The following is a 17,870-nucleotide window of genomic DNA, read 5'->3' on the forward strand; positions in this document are numbered from 1 at the left end:
CGATGGCCGGGAATGCCGAAGTCGAGATGTCTCAGGGCCATGCGCTACAGCGTCGGGTGCTGGCGGCGACCAGTATCAGTTATATCGTGGTCATTCTCGACACGTCGATCGTCAATGTCGCACTGGAGCGCATCGCCGGCGCCCTGTCGACCGACATTGCCGGTCTTCAGTGGGTGGTGAACGCCTATACGCTGGCCTTCGCCAGCTTGCTCCTGACGGGCGGCACGCTGGGGGATCGCTGGGGCGCGCGCAACGTCTATCTGGCGGGACTGGCGATCTTTACGCTCGCCTCAGTGCTTTGTGGGGTCGCGCCGAGCCTTGCGGTGCTGACGGCCGCACGCGTCTTGCAGGGCATCGGCGCGGCGCTGCTGGTGCCGTGCTCGCTGATGCTGCTCAACCACAGCTATCCCGATCCGGGCGAGCGTGCGGGAGCGATCGGCGTGTGGGCTGGGTGCGGTGGCGCGGCGCTTGCCGCCGGTCCGCTGGTGGGCGGTGTTCTGATCGGTTGGTTGGGGTGGCGCAGCGTCTTTCTCGTCAATGTGCCCATGGGCATGATCGGTCTATGGACGACATCGCGCATCGACGACAGCCCATACCGGGATTCCGGTGATTCTCGTGAGGGTCGCGGGCACCCACGTCATCTGGATCTGCCGGGGCAGGGCTTGGCGATGCTCGCGCTTGGCTCACTGGTCGCCGTGCTCATCGAAGCACCGTCGATCGGATGGCGTTCACCGACGGTGATGATGGGGGCCGCCGTTTGCATCACCGCGTGGATCGCCTTTCTGACGACCGAAGCGCGGCGGGCGCAACCGATGCTGCCACTCACCTTCTTCCGCAATCCCATGTTCTCGGGCGCGGCCATCGTCGCGATGACGACGACGCTGACGTTCTTCGGGCTGATCTTCGTCCTCAGTCTGTACTTCCAGCAGGTGCGGGGGTATTCCCCGCTGCGCACAGGGCTGGCATTTCTGCCACTCACGGCGGTGGTGACCGTCGGGAATATGGTGTCGGGACGCTGGGCCAGGGCCGACGGGTTTCGCTGGCCGGTGATGACCGGAATCGGTTGTTCTATCGTCGGTTTCGTCGGCATGCTGCCGGCTACGCAAACGTCGCCGTATTGGCACATCGGTTTGCCGTTGCTCGCCGTGGGATGGGGCGGTGGCCTCATTACGCCCGCCGCGACCGCTGCGTTGATGTCGAGCGTTGAACGGCATCGTGCAGGCGTTGCGGCGGGGGTGCTCAATTCAGCGCGTCAGACGGGGGCGGCGCTGGGTGTCGCGATCTTCGGTGCGTTGATCGCCGCGTCTTCTGTCGCCTCCGCGTCTGCTGTGTCCCGGTCGTTCGATGCAGGCATGCATCTGGCGTTGTGGATTGCGACCGCGCTGTCGTGCTTCGTGGCGGTGATCTGGTGGTTCGCTGCCGCGACGTGAAAGATCAGGCAGTGCTCCCGCGCTTGCTGCCAAGCAGCGATGCGAGCATGAGTAGCGTGCCGCTTACCGCCATCGACACGACGCCCATCGCCATGCCCTGACCGATGGAGCCCTGCTCGAACTGACGCCAGACGAAGATCGAGACGGTCTGCACGCCGCTCGGCGCCAGCAGCAGCGAGGTCACCAGTTCACGCGAGGCGATGGCGAACACGATCATCAGCGATGCGCCGAGTGCGGGCATCACCAACGGCAGCGTGATGCGTCGCAGCGTGACGCCCGCGGGCGCGCCATGCACGCGTGCCGCCGCTTCCAGCGAGGCCGCCATCTGACGCAACGCCGCGCTCGTGTACCGCACCGGATACGGCAGGAGCAGGCAACAGTACGAGAGCAACAGAATGCCCCACGTGTTGTACGGCGTGACCGGCCAGAACGGCAGGTTCCAGGCGAGGATCAGGCCGACGCCGACCACGATACCCGGTAGCGCATGCGGCAGCAGCGAGAGACCGTCGATCAGCACCCGTCCCCGCATCGTCGACTTCACGACGCACCACGCGCACAGGAACCCGAGTACGCCGGTCACGAGCGATGTGCCCAGTGCCAGCGACAGGCTCGTCGCCAGGGCTTCGAGTCCTTCCGCGCCCTGACCGAGCAACGCCGTGAAGTGCGCCGTCGTTAGGTTGGCGATCGACAGGCCGCCCGAGAGCGTGCCGGAGAAGGCCGTCGCCAGGATCGAGAACAGCGGGGCGGCTGTGGCGAGCAAGGCTACTGCGCCGAAGCCAAGCATGACGGGGACCGTCCAGCGTCCCAACGCACGGGGCGGCGACGCGATGGGCTTGCCCGTCTGCGTCTCGAAGTCCTTGCCCGCCGCGAGTCGATGCTGCAATACGAACGCGAACAGCGCTAGCACGGCGAGCACCACCGACAGGATCGATGCGCCGGGCAGATCGATCGGCCAGTCGGCGAAGCGGCCTTCGATGGACGTAACGAGTACGGAGAACCCGGCACGCGCACCGAGCGCGGCAGGGGCGCCGAACTCTTCGATGGCCATGGTGAACGCGAGCAGTAGACTGGCCGCGAACGCCGGTAACGCGAGCGGCAGTGTCACGCGCAGGAACGCACGCCATGCCGAGGCGCCATGCACGCGTGCGACGTCGGCCAGTCGCGAGCCGGTCGTCGCCAGTGCGCGCGAGACGGCGAAGTAGACGACGGGGAAGATGTTGAGCGTCATCACGAAGACGAGGCCCGGTAGCGAGAACAGGAACCGTCCGGCGTCGAGTCCGGTGAGTTGCTGGGCGTAGCCGCCCGTTTGCAACAGCAGCATCCAGCCCAGTGCCGCGAGGTAGGGCGGCACCAGAAACGGCAGCAGGAAGCACAGATCCCAGAGCCGTGCGCCCGGTACATGGAACAGACCGCGAACCGCTCCGAGCGCACCGCCGACCAGCGCCGTGCCGAGCGCCACCGACAGGCCCAGTCGTAGCGTGTTGGTGACGAGCGGCAACGTGTCGCCATGCGACAGCGTTGGCCAGACAGCGGAAAAGGGCGCGCGCAGCGAGCCCTGTGCGAGGTGCGGGAAGACAGCCTGTAACAGAACGAACGCGACCGGCAACGCCACCACGACGGCGAGCGCTGCGACGGTCGCCGTGGGAAGAAGTCGGAGCGATTTCACCGTTAGTGCTGGCCGTTGAGTTTTGCGAAACGTGCCAGCACTTCGGCGCGTGAAGCGTTCGACGATTGCGCATCGCCTTGCGGCAGCAGACGCAGATCCTTGAACGAGGCGCGTTTGATGGCGATGTCTTCGCGCGCCGGAATCAGCCACGCTTCGGCGACCATCTGCTGGCCTTCTTCGGAGAGCACGTAATCGATGAACTGACGCGCTTCGTTCTGCTGCTTGGACGTGTTCAGAATCATCATCGGACGCGGCGCAATGACCGTGCCGCTCGTCGGGAAGAGCACCTTCACGGCTTCACCGTTGGCCGCTGCCGCGTACGCGACGTAGTCGACCGCGCCGAACACGGCCGCCTTCGCGCCTTGCAGCACCGGGTTGAGCGCTTGCGCGTTCGGACCCGAGACGACCATGCCGTTTTGCTTGAGGTCGTCGAACAGCTTCCACGCTTCGTTGCCCAGACGCGCTTGCAGACCCAGCAACAGGTCGGCCGATGCCCCCGAGAGGGCCGGGTCCGGCATCGTCACGAGATTGCGGTAAGCGGGCTTGGTGAGGTCGCGCCAGTCGTGCGGTTCCGGCGTGCCCGACTTGGCATTCCACACGATGCCGAGCGCCGAGAGACCTTGCGCGACGTAGTGCGTTGTCTTGAACGGGGCCGGCACGCGCGAGGCGTTGGCGCTCTGGAACGGGGCGAGCCAGCCGCGCTTTTCCAGATCCTGTGCGGTATCCCACGAGGCCGAGATGAGCACGTCGGCACGCGGGTTGGCCTGTTCGGCTTCGATGCGGGCCATCACCTTGCCGGTCGTGGCCTGAAAGACATCGACTTTGATGCCGGTCTTCTTCTCGAAACCCGAAGCGAGTTTCTTGCTGAGGTTGCCGGGGCCGGCGGTATAGACGGTCAGCGCATGCGCATGTTGCGCGCCGACGCTTGCAGCAAAGGCCATGGTGAGTGTCGCGATAATTTTGCGGTGGAGCATTATGGGCTACCTCGTAATACGTTTGTCAACGCGCCCGTGGGCGAGGATCACGATCTGGTCGGCCAGCGCCTCGGCTTCTTCGCGGTCATGGGTCACATAGACAGCGGTGGTGCCCAGACGCGAGAGCAGCGCGCCGATATCGGCGCACAAACGCGTGCGCAGATCGCGGTCGAGGTTGGATAGCGGTTCGTCGAACAGCAGCAGACGGGGCGCCGAGACGATGGCGCGCGCGAGGGCGACACGTTGCTGCTGGCCGCCGGAGAGCGCTTGCGGACGACGGTTGCCCAGACCTGCGAGTCCCACGAGCGAGAGCGCGTCTTCGACGCGTTGTGCGCGCTCGGCGCGTTTCACGCCGCGCATCTCCAGCGGGAACGCCACGTTGGCGGCCACGCTCATGTGCGGCCACAGGGCGTAGTCCTGAAAGACCATGCCGAGCGAGCGCAATTCGGGGGCGTGGCAAACGCTGGCGCTGGCAACTACCGTATCGTCGAAATGGATTTCGCCCCCGGTGGGGGCGAGCAGGCCGGCGAGCAGCTTGAGCAGGGTGCTCTTGCCGCATCCGGAGGGGCCGAGCAGGGCGGTCGTGGTGCCGGCCGGGACATCGATGTCGATGCCGTCGAGCACGCGCGCCGCACCGAAAGTCTGGCGCAGCGCGCGCAGCGACACGGACACGCCAGCGCGCGACGGCGTCGTGCCGTCTTGCGAAGGGCGGGTGTCGCTCGTCATCAGAACGTATGCTTGATGCCGGCCATCGTACCGAACTGGTTCTTGCCGGCGACCACGTTGGTGCCGAAACCGTTCAGACCGAGATCGGAGCCGTTGCGGTTCACGACGTAGCCGAGGTTGAGGTAGACGTCGGTACGCTTCGAGAAGCTGTAGTCGGCGCTGACCTGGAACGACAGCGGATCACGGTTCGTGCCGTAGAAGTCCTGATACATGGCGGTGGCCGAGAGGTCGACGGCGGGCGTGGCGTGCCACGTCGAGCCGATCCAGTAGTAGCTCGACGCTTCCACCGGGCTCTTGTTCAGGGCCGAGAGGTGGATGGCCTTGGCGTTCAGGTAGCGATACCCGACGTACAGATCGACGCTTTGCAGCGAGTACTGCACGGCGGCGGCGATACGGCGGTCCATGTTGCCTTCGTACCCGCCGACCTTCGAGGTCATGGCGGCGTTCGGCAGCGTCGATCCGCCGTTCTTCTGGTCGTAGGCGATCACGAACGACAGCGGGCCGTTGGCGTAGCGGATACCCGCATCGACGACCTGTGCGCGACGGTTGTCGCCCGGCGTGGTGCTGGCGGCGCCGAAGCTCACGTCGTCGTAGCCCTTCGAGTATTGGATCATGCCTTCGAAGTCACCGAATTTGCCGGTGTAGCGCAGGCTGTTGTCCAGACGGTCGGAGAACGCCGTGTCTTGCATCTTGATGGCGTAGACGGCGTTGTTGAGCGGGTTGAACTTGGAAACCCAATCGAGGAACACACCGCCCTGACGGCCGATCGAGAAGGCGCCGACGGACTTGTTCGACAGGCCGACGTAGGCCAGACGTCCGAACTCGCGACCGCCCTGAAGCGATTGACCGCTGGCGAGGTTGAAGCCGTTTTCGAGCAGGAAGAACGCTTTATTGCCGCCACCGAGGTCTTCGGTGCCTTTGATGCCCCAGCGCGAACCGGCGAGGTTGCCCGAGGTAATGCGCGAGAGGCTGACGGTATTGCCGGCGGCGTTCTTGTCGGCGTTGGTAAGGAATTCGACACCCGAGTCGATCAGCCCGTAGAGCTGAACGTGAGACTGGGCCAGAGCGGGCATGGGCAGGCAGCTGGCGAACGCCAGACAGCCCCCGGCCGCCGCGATGCGGAGGTTGGGTTTCATGACAAGGTCCTCTTTGGGATTAAATTGAGCCGCCAATGTAAGCGGCCAACATGTCGTGAAAATGACAATGCATCGTCATCCCAACGAGGAGGGGGCGCATGCGGTTGGCCGACCGGGGAGGGCTTGGCGGCCGTTGAGGGGGATGAGGGAAATGAGGGGAGGGTGCGTTATTTAATTGCAAAAACTAACGAGAAACTCTAATTTTCTGCAATTAAATAACGCGACAAGCCTGTGATGCGGCCGGCGCTCACAACGCCGGGCTGAACGGGGCCGAATGATTGGCCGGCAAGGTGATCGTAAAGCGTGCGCCGCCGAGGGGGGAGGTTTCGACGCCCACGCGGCCGCCGTGGAGCAGGGCGATGCGGCGCACGATGGCCAGCCCCAGACCGAAGCCGCCCGTCGCGCGATTGCGGCTGCTGTCCAGACGATGGAACGGCTCGAAGATGCGGGCACGCTCCGGTGCCGGGACACCCTCGCCATCGTCGTCGACGTAAATCACGATCTCGCCGTTCTCGCTCGTCTTCGCCCCGCAAACGATGCGTCGCGAGGTGTGTCGCATCGCATTGTTGAGCAGGTTCTGTACCGCCCGCGCCAACAGCTTCGGCTCGACCTCCACCCGATCGGCACCCGGCTCCGCTGCGATGTCCAGCGCAATGGAGCGCGCCGCCAGCACTTCCGTACAGTTCGCCGCCAGACTGTCGAACATCAGTCGCAACGACACCCACTGACGCGTCGGCGGCGCCGTGATCTGGTCCAGACGTGCGAGCGACAACAACTCGGTGACGAGTTCGTCCAACTCGCGAATGTCGCCCTTGAGCGCATTGATCCGGTCATCGGCATCGGCGTCGTGACGCCGCTGCTGCAAGATCTCCAGCCCGAAATCCAGCCGTGCGATCGGTGTGCGCAGTTCATGCGACACCGCATTGATCATGTCCTTCTGCGTCTTGATGGAACGCTCGATGCGATCGGCCATCGTGTTGAATACGCCCACCAGCGCCGTGAGGTTCGAGAAGCTCGACACCTTCGCCCGTGAACTGAAATCGCCTTCGCCAAAACGAATCGCCGCCCGGTTCAGTGACTTCAGATCGGACCAGTACCAGCGCACCCAAGTGAGGACCGCGATCAGCATCAGTAACGCCACCACCGCATAGGCCAGGTAGTTGATTTGCTTCATGCTCAGGTCGGTGCCGCTCGCGGAGGTCAATACCCACTGCGAATCGCGCAGGCGCATGGCGTAATGCTCGCCGTCGGTGCCGTTGACGATCGGCAATCCCGCTTCAAGTTCGTGGCGCAGATACTCACGCTCGACGGGAAAGTCCTTGAGCGGCTTGAGTTCCAGGGTGTCCTGCGTCTTCGACGCAAATTCGGCGATGAACTGCGGCCATTCGGATTCCGGGATGTCGGCAAGTTTCTCGTTGATGAGCCACGCGTAGCCGCCCAGTTGCGTCTGCGCCGAGCGGTTCATGGTGTCCATGAACAGATGGCCGAACGTGTAGGTGATGATCAGAATCGCGGCGACGACAGAGATGCCGACCAGCGCGTACAACTTCAAAAGCACGCGAAACATGCGTCAACTCTCCCAGGCAGACGGGCTGAACAGATAACCCCGGCCCCAAACGGTCTTGATGCGTTGCGGTTCGCCATCGGTGTCTTCGAAGCGCTTGCGCAACCGGTAAATGCCCACGTCCACCGTGCGATCGATGCCGTCGAATTCGATCCCGCGCAGTTGCTGGAGGATTTCGTCGCGTGTGACGACACGCCCCGCCCCCCGCGCCAGAATCAGCAGCAGGCTGAACTCGTTCGATTTCAACTCGACGCTCGCGCCGCGCCAGAACACCATGCGGTCGCGCGGAACGATGCGCAACTGCCCGAAGGTGAGCCCGTCGTCGCTCTCGACTTCCACCTCGGCCATCGGCACGGCGCGTCGTAACAAGGCGCGCAAGCGTGCGAGCAGCAGACGCGGTTCCACCGGCTTGACGACGTAATCGTCCGCGCCGACCTCCAGGCCAGCGACCTGATCGTAGGTGTCCTCGCGCGCCGTGAGGATGAGAATCGGCGTGGCGCTGACCGCGCGCAACTGGCGGCAGATCTCCATGCCGTCCATGCCGGGCAACATCAGATCCAGAACCACGATGTCAGGCGAAAACGCGCGAAAACGCTCCAGGGCACGCGAGCCATCGCCCACGACCGCCACTTCGAAGCGGTAGGCGTGCAGATATTCGGTGACGAGTGCGGCCAGACGCGCATCGTCCTCGACCAGCAAGACTCGGTACATGGCCGGTATTCCTTTCCTGTTGTGCGGTGCCGCACGCCATCGGCGGCACTCCGGTGAAGCGCATTTTACTGCCCGAAAGCCCCGCCGGGCGGACGTTTCAAACCTGCGAACAAATGAAAACATTTGTTCACAACTCTCCTAAATCGGATAACAGCCAAGCGGCGGCTTCTTTCCTACTATGCGATCACCTTGCGATCCATCCGTCTCGATGCGTCGATCGCAATGCCAACCCTCGCAATCGAAATTCAAACACTTATCGGATCTTGTAGGAGTGCCATGAAAAGCCGCCACAGCAAATCAGCCCGAAAATCAGCGCGCAACTCAGCGTGCCACCTTCGCACGGCGCAACGCGAGCAACGCCATGGTCATCTGCATCGGCTTGCAGCGGCCGGTGCGGCGGGACTGCTGTTCGCCGGTATTGCTTCGCAGGCGTATGCCGTCGAACCGGCACGCTATAGCGGCATTCAGCAGGATCAGAGCCTGCCGACCAATGCAGCCGACAGCGGCTATGAGTTCACCATCGGCGGCGGCGTCGGGTATTCGCCACGCTACATGGGCAGCGACGAATACCACGCCACGCCTGCGCTGAATCTCGCGCTGCAAACGCCTTTCGGCGTGTTCGTCGGACTGAGCGGCATCGGCTATCGCCTGTCGCTGCCCGCCGGTTTCTTCGTGTCCGCGGCGCTCTCGTACGACGGCGGTCGCAAGGACCACCCCAAGGGGCTCGATGCCGGTTCCGACAAGCTGCGCGGCATGGGCGATATCAAAGGCTCGCTCTTCACCACGCTGCAAGCCGGTTACGCCATCGGCGATCTGGCGGTCGTGAGTGTGGCGACCGACGTTGCGCTGACCAACCGCGATCGCGGCAACGTCTATCGCTTCGCGGTGGACAGCGTGGTCTATCAGTCGGCGGCGGATTCGGTCGGCGTCGGTGCGGCCGCGCACTTCGCCAGCGGCAAGTATGCACAGACCTATTTCGGTGTGACGGCCAATCAGAGCCTGAACTCCGGCTACCGGCAATACGCGCCGGGCGGCGGTCTGTACGGCGTGAGCCTCACCGCCAACTGGACACACAAGTTCACCAAGCACTGGAGCACCACGGTCGCGGGCGGTGTGATGCGCTACACCGGCAACGCGTCGAAGAGTCCCATCGTTTTCAAGAAGACCAACTATCAGGTCGCCGCTACGCTCGACTACACGTTCTGACGTCGCGGTTTCGTTTCCCCTAGTTTTGCGAGGCCCAAGCCATGCGAATTCTCGTCACCGGCAGTACCGGTTTTGTGGGCGGCGCCGTTGTCGCCCAACTCCTCAAGGACGGCTTCGGTCCGTCGTTGTTGCTGCTCGTGCGTGCGCGCACGAGCAGCGACGGTCTTGCCCGCGTGCGCGCCGCCATGGACCGTTTTCGCGTCGCGCCCGTCCACCGGCTCACGCTGACCGAAGCGAATATCGTATGCGGTGACCTTGCACAGCCGGTGACGTTCGACGACGACCCGCGCATGCGCAGCGTCACGCACGTGATACACGCCGGTGCGATTGCCAGCTTCTCCGCGCATCCGCAGCTCGACACAGTGAACGTGAGCGGCACGCTGGCGCTCGCGCGTGCGGTGGCCGCGTCACCGGTGCTGGAGCGCTTCGTGCACGTCGGCACGGCCATGGCTTGCGGCGATTCGCTCTCGGGGCTGGTGAAGGAATCGCACGAACTGGCGCTTGCCGATCATCAGGTGGTTGCGTACACGGCATCCAAGGCGGAAGCCGAACGGCGCTTGCGCAAGGAGTGGCCGGGCCTGCCGCTGGTGATCGCGCGGCCGTCCATCGTGGTGGGGCACACGCGTCTCGGATGCGAACCGTCGGGCAGCATCTTCTGGATGTTCCGGATGGTGCAGTTGCTCGGCGCCTTCACCTGTGGGCTGGATGACCGTCTCGACGTGGTGCCTGTCGACTACTGCGCCGATGCGCTGATCGATCTGGCGTTCCTGCCGCGTCTGCGTCACGACCTGTATCACGTGTCGGCGGGCGAGGGCAGTGCGCGCACCATCCGCGAGATCGAGGCGGCGCTGGCGAAGGCGCGTGGCGTGGCGCCGCTGGGCGAGCGCTTCCGTCATATCGCAGACACCGAGATCGACCGTCTGACGCCCGCACTGGCGCGTCAGCTCGGACACGGCAACAGCCGTCTGATGGCCAAGGCGCTGCGACGCTACGGCGCGTTCGCGGCGCTCGACTACGTGTTCGACAACCGTCGTCTGCTGTCCGAAGGCACGCCGCCACCGCCGTCGGTCACCGATTATCTGGACGTGTGCGTGCGGTCATCCGAGTCGACGTCGGTGGCCGAGCAGATGGCGTGGGATTTCAAATGACTTGAAAACGACTTGAAAGCGATCTGAAGCAGGACCGGAGGAGGCCGGTTCGGCGCGCCGGTCCGGTTCGCGGTGCGACGAGTGCCGTGCGGCGTACGATGGGGTCGTCGTCACGTGTCACCGCAAGGCGGCCGGATCGGTGGCGTCCCCTGCGAAGCATTGCGCGAGAAAGCGCTCGGTGGGGCGCGATAACGCATCGGCATGCGGCACGAGCGCCGTCAGCAGGCGCTTGAGGCCATGCGGCGGATCGATGCGCACGGTGGCGAGCGCGGCGTCCTCATGGCGCATCGACATCGCCGAGACGAATCCCACACCCATCCCCGCGCGCACCGCTTCCTTGATACTTTCCACCCCCGCCAGTTCGAGCGCCACGCGTGGCTCCAGCCCGGAGACCGAGAACGCGCGCGCGACCAGCGCCCGCACGCCGGACCCCGGCTCGCGCATGATGAGCGGATAGGCGGCGATGGCCTGCAACGACGCCCCTTCGGGCGTTTGCGCGAGCGGATGGTCGGCGCGTGCAATCGCGACGATCTCGTCGTCACGCCACGGACGCACCGCAATCTCCGGCGACAACCCCGGCGGCACCGCGCCTTCGATGAAGGCCACGTCGAGCCGGTCGAGTTGCGCGACGATCTCGCTGGTGTTGCCGTCGATGATATGCAGCGCCACGGCCGGGTAGCGCTGGTGGAATTCCGCGATGACGTACGGCAACAGGTAGCTCGCGGGCGTGGTGCTGGCGCCGATGTGCAGCGCGCCGGTCTCGAGTCCGCGCAGGCTGTCGCGCAGTGCGATCGCCTGACGGTAGTCCTGACGCAGCTTGTTGGCGTACACCGCGACCTGCTCGCCGACGGCCGTCAGGCGGATGCCGCGTCCGTCACGCCGGTAGAGCGGCTCGCCGAACGACTCCTGCAAGAGCCGCAACTGCCCGGAGACCGCGGGCTGCGACAGGTGCAATGCCTGCGCCGCGTGGCTGATGTTGCCCAGTTCGGCCACCGTCGCGAATGTCAGCAATTGGTCCGGCGTCATATCGTCGAATTTATCGGCTATGGTGATGATTGGCTCTCATCATAGCCATTATTCGGATGATTGGCTCGGGTGACGAAAGGCGCTCAGAGGGGACGTTGCGAGGCGATGAGCTGCTCGACCGCGTCCCAGTCTGGCGCATGCGCGCCGGTGCGGGTGCAGGCGAGGGCGGCCGCCGCCGCAGCGCGCCGCAAATGGTCGGTCACGGGGGCCTCGGGTGCGCGTGACCGACTGGCGAGCCACCCGCCGATGGCGGCGTCGCCCGCGCCGACGGTATCGGCCACATCCACGGGATAGGCGGGTTGGACGAGCGTCGTGCCGTCGGCCAGCAAAAGTTGCATGCCGCGCTCGCCGTCCGTCAGCAGGATGTCGGCCTGCGGCGCGAGGCGACGCACGTCTGCCAGTGCATCGACGTCGGTCCGCGCGGGATACAGACCGCGCAGATCCTCCACGGACAACTTGAGCCACGTGGCAAGTTTCGCCATGCGTGCGAACGTCGCGAAGTAGTCCGGCCCCATCAGATTGCGAAGATTCGGATCGAAGCTGATGGCGACGCCACGCGCGTGCAATTGCGTCGCGAGGTCGAGCAGCGTGCCCGCCAGCGGTTCGCGAACTAGGCTGATGCAGCCGAAGTGGGCGACATGGGCGGCGTCTTGCCAGCCGTCGGGCAATGCGCCGGGATCGAAGGCCAGATCGGCGGCGTCTTCGCCAAGAAAGAAGTACGCGGGGGGATCGTGACGATGCACGACGGCCACGAGCGGTGGCGCATCGACGGCTTGCCAGTAGCGCTCGTCCAGTCCGGCGTCACGGGACAGGGCGAGCAGTTCGGTGCCGAATGGGGCGTGTGTGCTGATTGCGCCGCCGTATCCCGTTGCTACGCCCATCGCAGCGCTCACGCGTGCGACGTTCCAGCACGCACCGCCCGCGCGACTCACCCATTGGCGATTTTGCTGGCCTTGGCGACCCTCGGCGTCCGGCTGGCGAATCAGATCGGTAAGGGCTTCGCCGAAAACCAGCAGGGCAGGCAGGGACATGACGGGGGCGTCGCGAGACGATCAGGTGAGAACGGCCGTCAGCATACCCGACCCTCGCTGATTGAACCGCGCGAACCGACAGCGCTAACCGACAGTGAGATCGGTCAGTGACTGCGGATCAGCAAAGCGATGCCCGCAGCCAGTACTACGACATTCACCGCCCTCACGAACTGCTGCCGCGAGAGGCGCAGCGTGATGTGCTTGCCGACCCACATGCCGACGATCATTGCGGGAACGAGCGAGACCGCGGTGACGAGCATCGACACGTCGGCATAGACCCCTGCGAACAGAAACAAGGTGGCGCGCACGAGGGTGCTCAGACCGATGAGCGTCGCCTGCGTCACGCGCATGGCTTCGACGCGTTCCAGCCGGCTCGTCAGATAGATCGCGAAGACGAACCCTCCGCTGCCGAACATCGCCCCGAACATGCCGCCGAGCGCGCCGAACGGCACCGCCCACGCCTGCGACAGACGCGATTTCGCGCGTGGCCCGATCAGCGCAAAGACCGCGTAGGCGCAAACGAACCATGCGAGCGCCCGCAACAGAACGTCAGGGCGCAGGTGCAGCAGCAATGCGCCGCCGATCAGGCTGCCCAGCACGAGCGCGGGCACCAGACGTTTGAGTTCGTCCGTGTCCGCTGCGCGCGCGTTGCGCATCACGTTGCCCGACGCCGCGCCGAAGTCGAGCAGCGCGAGCATCGGCACGATCTGCGCAACGGGCATCGCGTAAGCGAGGATCGGGCTGGCGACGAGCGCCGTGCCGAAGCCCGCAACGCCGAAGATCACATACGCAACGACCAGGGCGGCGCTCATCAGCAGCCAATGGCCGGGCGTCGGAAGGGCGGCCGTCAGCGTAGCGAAGGTGTCGGGCAGGGCAATGGATAGCGTTGAAAGCATGGCGGCGAAGGGACGTTTCGACAGACGTCAGGACGAGAAGCTGCGGGCCGCGTAGACCGATGGCACGCGGGTTTTCCGTCAGCTTAGGGCCGCGTGAGGGTGTCGCGCCAATATAGAATGTGGCGATATTCGATCTCGAAACGGCATGGTCATGGTGTCGCTGCGACAGTTGCGGTATTTCCTCGAAGTGGTCGACGCGGGTGGGTTCAGCGCGGCGGCGGAGCGTCTTTTCGTCGCGCAATCCGCCTTGAGCCGGCAGATATCCGAGCTGGAGCGCGAATTGCAGGCGGTGCTGCTCGAACGCTCCTCCAAGGGGGTGACGCTCACCCCCGCCGGTCGCACGTTCGTGGGCGAAGCGCGACGCGTGCTTACCGAACTCGAAGGCTCCGTGGCGCTCACCCGCAGCGTGGCGCGCGGCGAGCAGGGCACGGTGCGACTCGCGCATTCCAGCTCGGTGCCGTTTGCCGGCGCGCTGCCGTCGGCCCTGTACGCGCATCTGCGCGCGCATCCCGGGGTGAACGTCGATATCTCGACGTTGTCGTCCGAGCAGCAGCAAGACGAGATCGAAGCGGGACGGATCGACGTCGGACTCGTGCGATTGCCGGTACTGCGCCCCGCGCCGACGCTCGTTTGCGAGACGATGGCGCGAGAGCGTCTGCTATTGCTCGTGCCGAAGGGGCATGCACTGGCGTCGAAGGCGTCGGTGAGTGTGGCGGCGCTGGCGTCGGCGCCGTTCGTCTCGCTGCCGCATCGCGAGCGTGGCGGGCTGAGCTATCGCGTGGCGCAACTGTGTCAGCAGCACGGATTCTTCCCCACGGCGGCCGTGGCGACCTCGCGCAAGGCGACGCTCGTTCATCTGGTCGCAGCCGGCTTCGGGGTTGCCATCGTGCCTGAGAGCCTGGCCGCGCTGGCCGGATCGGACGTCTGCCGCGTGGCGCTGGAAGACGCCGATGCCGACAGCGAAGTCGCCCTGCTGCGCCGCCGCGATGCCGGGGATCTGGTCATCGCCGTGGGCGAGGCCTTGCGCCGTGCGGTGGCGGGGGCCAATAGCGTCAATAGCGACGAAAGCGACGCTGCCGCGTCCTGATGCGGCCTGACGCTGCCGTAAGTCCCGCGTAAGCCGTGCGTGAGAGTGTGGCCGCATAACATCGAAAGCGTCGAAAGTGCAGGGAAAACACGGCCTGAGTGGGTGAAAACCACGCGAAGAAACCCTCAAGTCGGCCGTTTTTTCTCCCGTTATACTTTTCGACACAGGGTCAACAGAGACCCGAACGTGTGGCGCAGACGTCTACCCGGCGTTTTACGTTTTTCGGCAGTTCCGGCGACCGTCCCGCCCTCGTCATAACAAGCAGATCAGAGATGCGAGGAGACTGACGATGGGGCTATTCACGCGCTCAAGGGGAGCCGCGCAGACCGTCAACATCATGAGCGAGGTGGCCGCCAACGCGGGCACCCTCGGGGTGGAGTTGTGCGATATCGCCGGTAACGTCGATGAAATCGCCGTCCGGATCAAGCGACAGGCCGAGGTGTTCCAGGAGCTTCGCCGTGCCGCGACCGATACCAGCGAGGGCAATCAGCGCATTGCCAGCGCCGCACGTGAGGCGCGAGATGTCGCCGACCGCGCGAGCGCCGAAATTTCGGCGTCGCGCAGCACGGCAGACGCGTCGCTCGCGTCGATCCACGGGCTGGTCGAAGGCGTTTCCGGCATGGCGGACGAGATATCGGGGCTGCGCGAAGCGCTCGATCACGTCGGCAAAGTGGCCGAAGGCATTTCCGTCATCGCCCGGCAGACGAACCTGCTTGCCCTGAACGCGGCCATTGAAGCGGCGCGCGCCGGTGTCGCGGGACGCAGCTTCGCCGTCGTTGCAACGGAGGTGAAGCTACTCGCGAGCAAGACCGCCGAGGCCACGCAGCAGATCGAGCACACGCTCGCTGCGCTTGGCGAGCGCACCGAACGTCTCATGCGCGAGAGCAATGCCAACGTCGCGCGCGCCAACGATGCCCGCGAAGGCACGCGCGCCATCGCCAGCGTGATCGAGACGGCGGGCAGCGCGCTCGATACGTTCGACCGTCAGGCGGGACAGATCGCGCAGGCGAGCGAAGCCATCGAAAACGAATGCAGCACGCTCGCGGCGCACGTCGATGAGATGGCCGATGGCGTGACGCATTCGGCCGATCACGTAGAAAGCGCGCGCGAGCGTATCAACGGTCTGCTGTCGGTATCCGAGCACCTGATCGGCCTGATTGCCGAAGCGGACGTCGAAACCGAAGACACACCGTTCATTCGCGCGGTGCGTCGCGCGGCCCGGCAGGTCGGGGAAAGTTTCGAGGCGGCGCTGGCCAAGGGGAAGATCAGCGAGCAGGAACTGTTCGACCGGCGCTACGAGCCGATTCCCGGATCCAACCCGCAACAGTTGATGGCGCGCTTCACGCGCTTTACCGACGAGACACTGCCCGCGATTCAGGAGCCGCTACTCGGCATGAACGAGCGCATCACCTTCTGTGCGGCCGTCGACGAGAATGGCTATCTGCCCACGCATAACCGCAAGTTTTCGCAGGCGCCGACGAACGATCCGGTCTGGAACGCCGCGCATTGCCGTAACCGACGGCTCTTCAACGACCGCACCGGAGCGGCCGCCGGACGCAATACCAAACCGCTATTGCTGCAAACGTATCGTCGCGATATGGGCGGCGGAGAGTTTGTCGTGATGAAGGATGCGTCTGCGCCGATCTACGTGAACGGGCGACACTGGGGCGGTTTCCGGATCGCTTATCGCGTGGCGCGCTGACACGTCGCACGCGCTGGCGTCATAAACAAAAAACAAAACGCGCCGCCGACATTGCCGTCGGCGGCGCGTTTTTCATTCGATGCCGGTTGTACCGGAGGCGGCCGTCGATCAATAGCCGTACCAGCGGCCATGACGCCAGTAGCCACGACCGTAATAGCCACCGTACGGACGACCGTAGTACACCGGCGGCGGGCCGTAATAGGCCGGCGCAGGTGCCACGTAGACGGGCGGCGGGGGGGCGACGTAGACCGGCGGGGGCGGCGCGACATACACCGGGGCCGGAGCATAGACCGGGGCCGGCGCGATCAGCGGTACACCGATGCCGATCCCGACCGAGACGTGAGCCTGCGCCGTTCCGATCGCACCCGCGGCGAGCGCGACCCCGGCGATGGCAAGGGCGGCAAACTTGGTTTTCATGACATTTCTCCTGCGGACTTGGCAGCGTACTGATGACAGCGCCCGAACGGCACCATGCCGCTCGACGCGCCCGGTGCCCGCCGGCACCCTGATTCGTCAGATTCCTTGGCTTTACTTTACTGAAGTTCCGAAACGCGGTCCTGTCGCAATTGTTGCAAAGTATGCGAACGGGAGCGGTGTGGGGAACGTTCGGGCGTAGAAAGGCGGCCGCCAAACGTGTGCATCAGGCCCCTATTCTATGCAGAATCAACGCTTTGCGCTGGTTTCGGTTGACATCGCCCCGCCGCGCACCGACCGCGCAGAGCGCGTCGTTGCGCGACACTTGTTACATTCATTTACATGGCGCTGGCGCGTGTCGCACAAAAACAGCGGGCGAATGCCACTTGCGCAGCATTCGCCCGTTGCCGGCGTCCAGCGATATTCGCGTGGGACACCGTCTCCTCCCTGCCAAACCTGGGTGACCGTTCGCGAAAATTTGGGGAAATTTCGGCGACGGCCCTGCTTACTGGTGATAGCGCGTCTTGGCTTCGGCGACGCAACTGTCCTTGCTGTTGCCCGTCAGGCTGTCGCAGCGTTCCATGGCGGCCTTGTACTGGGCCTTGTTGGCATCGGCGTTGGCATCCTGGCGTGCGGCCATGGTGTCCTTCGACGATTCACGGCTCGTGCGCATGACCTTGGCGTCGCCATAGGCCTTGGTCTTGGCGGCGTCGGCGTCCTTCACGCAGACATCCTTGTCGTTGCCCTTCTTGTCATCGCAACGCAGCTTGGCGACGCTGTAGTCCGCGTCTGCCTTGGCGACGGCGGCATCGTAGCGGGCCGTGGGCGTTTGCTTGTAGTCGGCTTCTGCGTTGGCCTTGGCGATCTTCTCCTTGCCCTTCGCATCTTCCACACAGATCTTCTTCGCGTTGTCCTTCATGTCGTCGCAACGCGCGGCGGCGGCCTTGTAGTCCGCTTCGGCGGATTTCTGCGCGGCGTCGTACCGGTCCTTGGCTGCGGCATCGGCCGCGCTGGCTGCCGTGGTGCTCAGCATGCCTGCTGCCGCGATGCAGGCGCAGGTCAGGACATTCATGGCGATTCGATGTGACATCTCAGAGTCCTCCTTGGCTGGGGATTTGGCGAGCATGAGGCGCGACGTCGAGCGCCGCGTGTC

16 protein-coding genes are annotated in these 17,870 nt (G+C 64.9%); 5 read left to right on the top strand and 11 right to left on the bottom strand.

Annotated elements, in window-relative coordinates:
* Positions 1-2: 2 nt before the first annotated feature.
* Positions 3-1,430, top strand: coding sequence for an MFS transporter (locus tag C5N93_RS05825; RefSeq protein ID WP_242558603.1), 1,428 nt, complete (start codon positions 3-5; stop codon positions 1,428-1,430).
* A gap of 4 nt (positions 1,431-1,434) precedes the next feature.
* Here the strand turns inward: C5N93_RS05825 and C5N93_RS05830 are convergent, their stop codons facing one another.
* From C5N93_RS05830 to C5N93_RS05855, 6 genes are all read right to left on the bottom strand, one after another.
* The gene (locus C5N93_RS05830; RefSeq protein ID WP_242558604.1) at positions 1,435-3,096 is read right to left on the bottom strand and encodes an iron ABC transporter permease; all 1,662 of its coding nucleotides are present in this window, start codon (positions 3,094-3,096) and stop codon (positions 1,435-1,437) included.
* Between the two features lie 2 nt (positions 3,097-3,098).
* Entirely contained in the window at positions 3,099-4,037 is a 939-nt protein-coding gene (locus C5N93_RS05835) for an ABC transporter substrate-binding protein (protein ID WP_242558605.1), read from the bottom strand.
* A 39-nt stretch (positions 4,038-4,076) separates the two neighbouring features.
* Positions 4,077-4,796, bottom strand: a complete 720-nt coding sequence (locus C5N93_RS05840) for an ABC transporter ATP-binding protein (RefSeq protein WP_242558606.1) — start codon at positions 4,794-4,796, stop codon at positions 4,077-4,079.
* On the bottom strand, positions 4,796-5,932 hold the full coding sequence (locus C5N93_RS05845) for a porin (protein WP_242558607.1): 1,137 nt from the start codon (positions 5,930-5,932) through the stop codon (positions 4,796-4,798). Before C5N93_RS05845 ends, C5N93_RS05840 begins: the two co-directional genes overlap by 1 nt.
* A 247-nt stretch (positions 5,933-6,179) precedes the next feature.
* Complete coding sequence (locus tag C5N93_RS05850) at positions 6,180-7,499, bottom strand: ATP-binding protein (RefSeq protein ID WP_242558608.1); 1,320 nt, start codon at positions 7,497-7,499, stop codon at positions 6,180-6,182.
* Between the two features lie 3 nt (positions 7,500-7,502).
* The gene (locus C5N93_RS05855; protein WP_150722638.1) at positions 7,503-8,207 is read right to left on the bottom strand and encodes a response regulator transcription factor; all 705 of its coding nucleotides are present in this window, start codon (positions 8,205-8,207) and stop codon (positions 7,503-7,505) included.
* 276 nt (positions 8,208-8,483) lie between these two features.
* Here C5N93_RS05855 and C5N93_RS05860 point away from each other — a divergent pair, with 276 nt between their 5' ends.
* Positions 8,484-9,413, top strand: coding sequence for a MipA/OmpV family protein (locus C5N93_RS05860; RefSeq protein ID WP_242558609.1), 930 nt, complete (start codon positions 8,484-8,486; stop codon positions 9,411-9,413).
* Positions 9,414-9,454: 41 nt separating this feature from the next.
* Positions 9,455-10,561, top strand: a complete 1,107-nt coding sequence (locus C5N93_RS05865) for an SDR family oxidoreductase (protein ID WP_069342183.1) — start codon at positions 9,455-9,457, stop codon at positions 10,559-10,561.
* Positions 10,562-10,678: 117 nt separating this feature from the next.
* On the opposite strand, the gene C5N93_RS05870 is transcribed toward C5N93_RS05865, so the two are convergent.
* The 3 genes from C5N93_RS05870 to C5N93_RS05880 all read right to left on the bottom strand — a co-directional run bounded on the left by C5N93_RS05870 (position 10,679) and on the right by C5N93_RS05880 (position 13,514).
* Positions 10,679-11,587 carry a LysR family transcriptional regulator gene (locus C5N93_RS05870; RefSeq protein ID WP_069342184.1) on the bottom strand — a complete coding sequence of 303 codons (909 nt, stop codon included), beginning with the start codon at positions 11,585-11,587 and terminating at the stop codon, positions 10,679-10,681.
* An 83-nt stretch (positions 11,588-11,670) separates the two neighbouring features.
* Complete coding sequence (locus C5N93_RS05875; RefSeq protein ID WP_242558610.1) at positions 11,671-12,618, bottom strand: PfkB family carbohydrate kinase; 948 nt, start codon at positions 12,616-12,618, stop codon at positions 11,671-11,673.
* Between the two features lie 104 nt (positions 12,619-12,722).
* Complete coding sequence (locus tag C5N93_RS05880; RefSeq protein ID WP_242558611.1) at positions 12,723-13,514, bottom strand: sulfite exporter TauE/SafE family protein; 792 nt, start codon at positions 13,512-13,514, stop codon at positions 12,723-12,725.
* A gap of 151 nt (positions 13,515-13,665) precedes the next feature.
* On the opposite strand from C5N93_RS05880, the gene C5N93_RS05885 reads away from it, so the two are divergent.
* Both C5N93_RS05885 and C5N93_RS05890 read left to right on the top strand, forming a co-directional pair.
* Positions 13,666-14,601: a LysR substrate-binding domain-containing protein gene (locus C5N93_RS05885; RefSeq protein WP_242558612.1), complete on the top strand. Its 936-nt coding sequence runs from the start codon at positions 13,666-13,668 to the stop codon at positions 14,599-14,601.
* A 289-nt stretch (positions 14,602-14,890) separates the two neighbouring features.
* Positions 14,891-16,303 (top strand): methyl-accepting chemotaxis protein, encoded by a 1,413-nt coding sequence (locus tag C5N93_RS05890; RefSeq protein ID WP_069342186.1) that lies wholly within the window; start codon positions 14,891-14,893, stop codon positions 16,301-16,303.
* 108 nt (positions 16,304-16,411) lie between these two features.
* Here C5N93_RS05890 and C5N93_RS05895 read toward each other — a convergent pair whose 3' ends face one another.
* Together C5N93_RS05895 and C5N93_RS05900 are read right to left on the bottom strand one after the other, a co-directional pair.
* Positions 16,412-16,720, bottom strand: a complete 309-nt coding sequence (locus tag C5N93_RS05895) for a hypothetical protein (protein ID WP_069342187.1) — start codon at positions 16,718-16,720, stop codon at positions 16,412-16,414.
* A 502-nt stretch (positions 16,721-17,222) separates the two neighbouring features.
* Positions 17,223-17,807, bottom strand: a complete 585-nt coding sequence (locus C5N93_RS05900) for a hypothetical protein (protein WP_217432464.1) — start codon at positions 17,805-17,807, stop codon at positions 17,223-17,225.
* Positions 17,808-17,870 lie beyond the last annotated feature (63 nt).

The sequence above is a fragment of the Pandoraea sp. LA3 genome (assembly GCF_022696215.1).
Taxonomy (GTDB): Bacteria; Pseudomonadota; Gammaproteobacteria; order Burkholderiales; family Burkholderiaceae; genus Pandoraea; species Pandoraea capi.

Coding starts and splice junctions, on each gene's coding strand:
- C5N93_RS05825 (WP_242558603.1), top strand. CDS start 3: ATGGCCGGGAATGCCGAAGTCGAGATGTCTCAGGGCCATGCGCTACAG.
- C5N93_RS05835 (WP_242558605.1), bottom strand. CDS start 4,037: ATGGCCTTTGCTGCAAGCGTCGGCGCGCAACATGCGCATGCGCTGACC.
- C5N93_RS05840 (WP_242558606.1), bottom strand. CDS start 4,796: ATGACGAGCGACACCCGCCCTTCGCAAGACGGCACGACGCCGTCGCGC.
- C5N93_RS05845 (WP_242558607.1), bottom strand. CDS start 5,932: ATGAAACCCAACCTCCGCATCGCGGCGGCCGGGGGCTGTCTGGCGTTC.
- C5N93_RS05850 (WP_242558608.1), bottom strand. CDS start 7,499: ATGTTTCGCGTGCTTTTGAAGTTGTACGCGCTGGTCGGCATCTCTGTC.
- C5N93_RS05855 (WP_150722638.1), bottom strand. CDS start 8,207: ATGTACCGAGTCTTGCTGGTCGAGGACGATGCGCGTCTGGCCGCACTC.
- C5N93_RS05860 (WP_242558609.1), top strand. CDS start 8,484: ATGAAAAGCCGCCACAGCAAATCAGCCCGAAAATCAGCGCGCAACTCA.
- C5N93_RS05865 (WP_069342183.1), top strand. CDS start 9,455: ATGCGAATTCTCGTCACCGGCAGTACCGGTTTTGTGGGCGGCGCCGTT.
- C5N93_RS05870 (WP_069342184.1), bottom strand. CDS start 11,587: ATGACGCCGGACCAATTGCTGACATTCGCGACGGTGGCCGAACTGGGC.
- C5N93_RS05875 (WP_242558610.1), bottom strand. CDS start 12,618: ATGTCCCTGCCTGCCCTGCTGGTTTTCGGCGAAGCCCTTACCGATCTG.
- C5N93_RS05880 (WP_242558611.1), bottom strand. CDS start 13,514: ATGCTTTCAACGCTATCCATTGCCCTGCCCGACACCTTCGCTACGCTG.
- C5N93_RS05885 (WP_242558612.1), top strand. CDS start 13,666: ATGGTGTCGCTGCGACAGTTGCGGTATTTCCTCGAAGTGGTCGACGCG.
- C5N93_RS05890 (WP_069342186.1), top strand. CDS start 14,891: ATGGGGCTATTCACGCGCTCAAGGGGAGCCGCGCAGACCGTCAACATC.
- C5N93_RS05895 (WP_069342187.1), bottom strand. CDS start 16,720: ATGAAAACCAAGTTTGCCGCCCTTGCCATCGCCGGGGTCGCGCTCGCC.
- C5N93_RS05900 (WP_217432464.1), bottom strand. CDS start 17,807: ATGTCACATCGAATCGCCATGAATGTCCTGACCTGCGCCTGCATCGCG.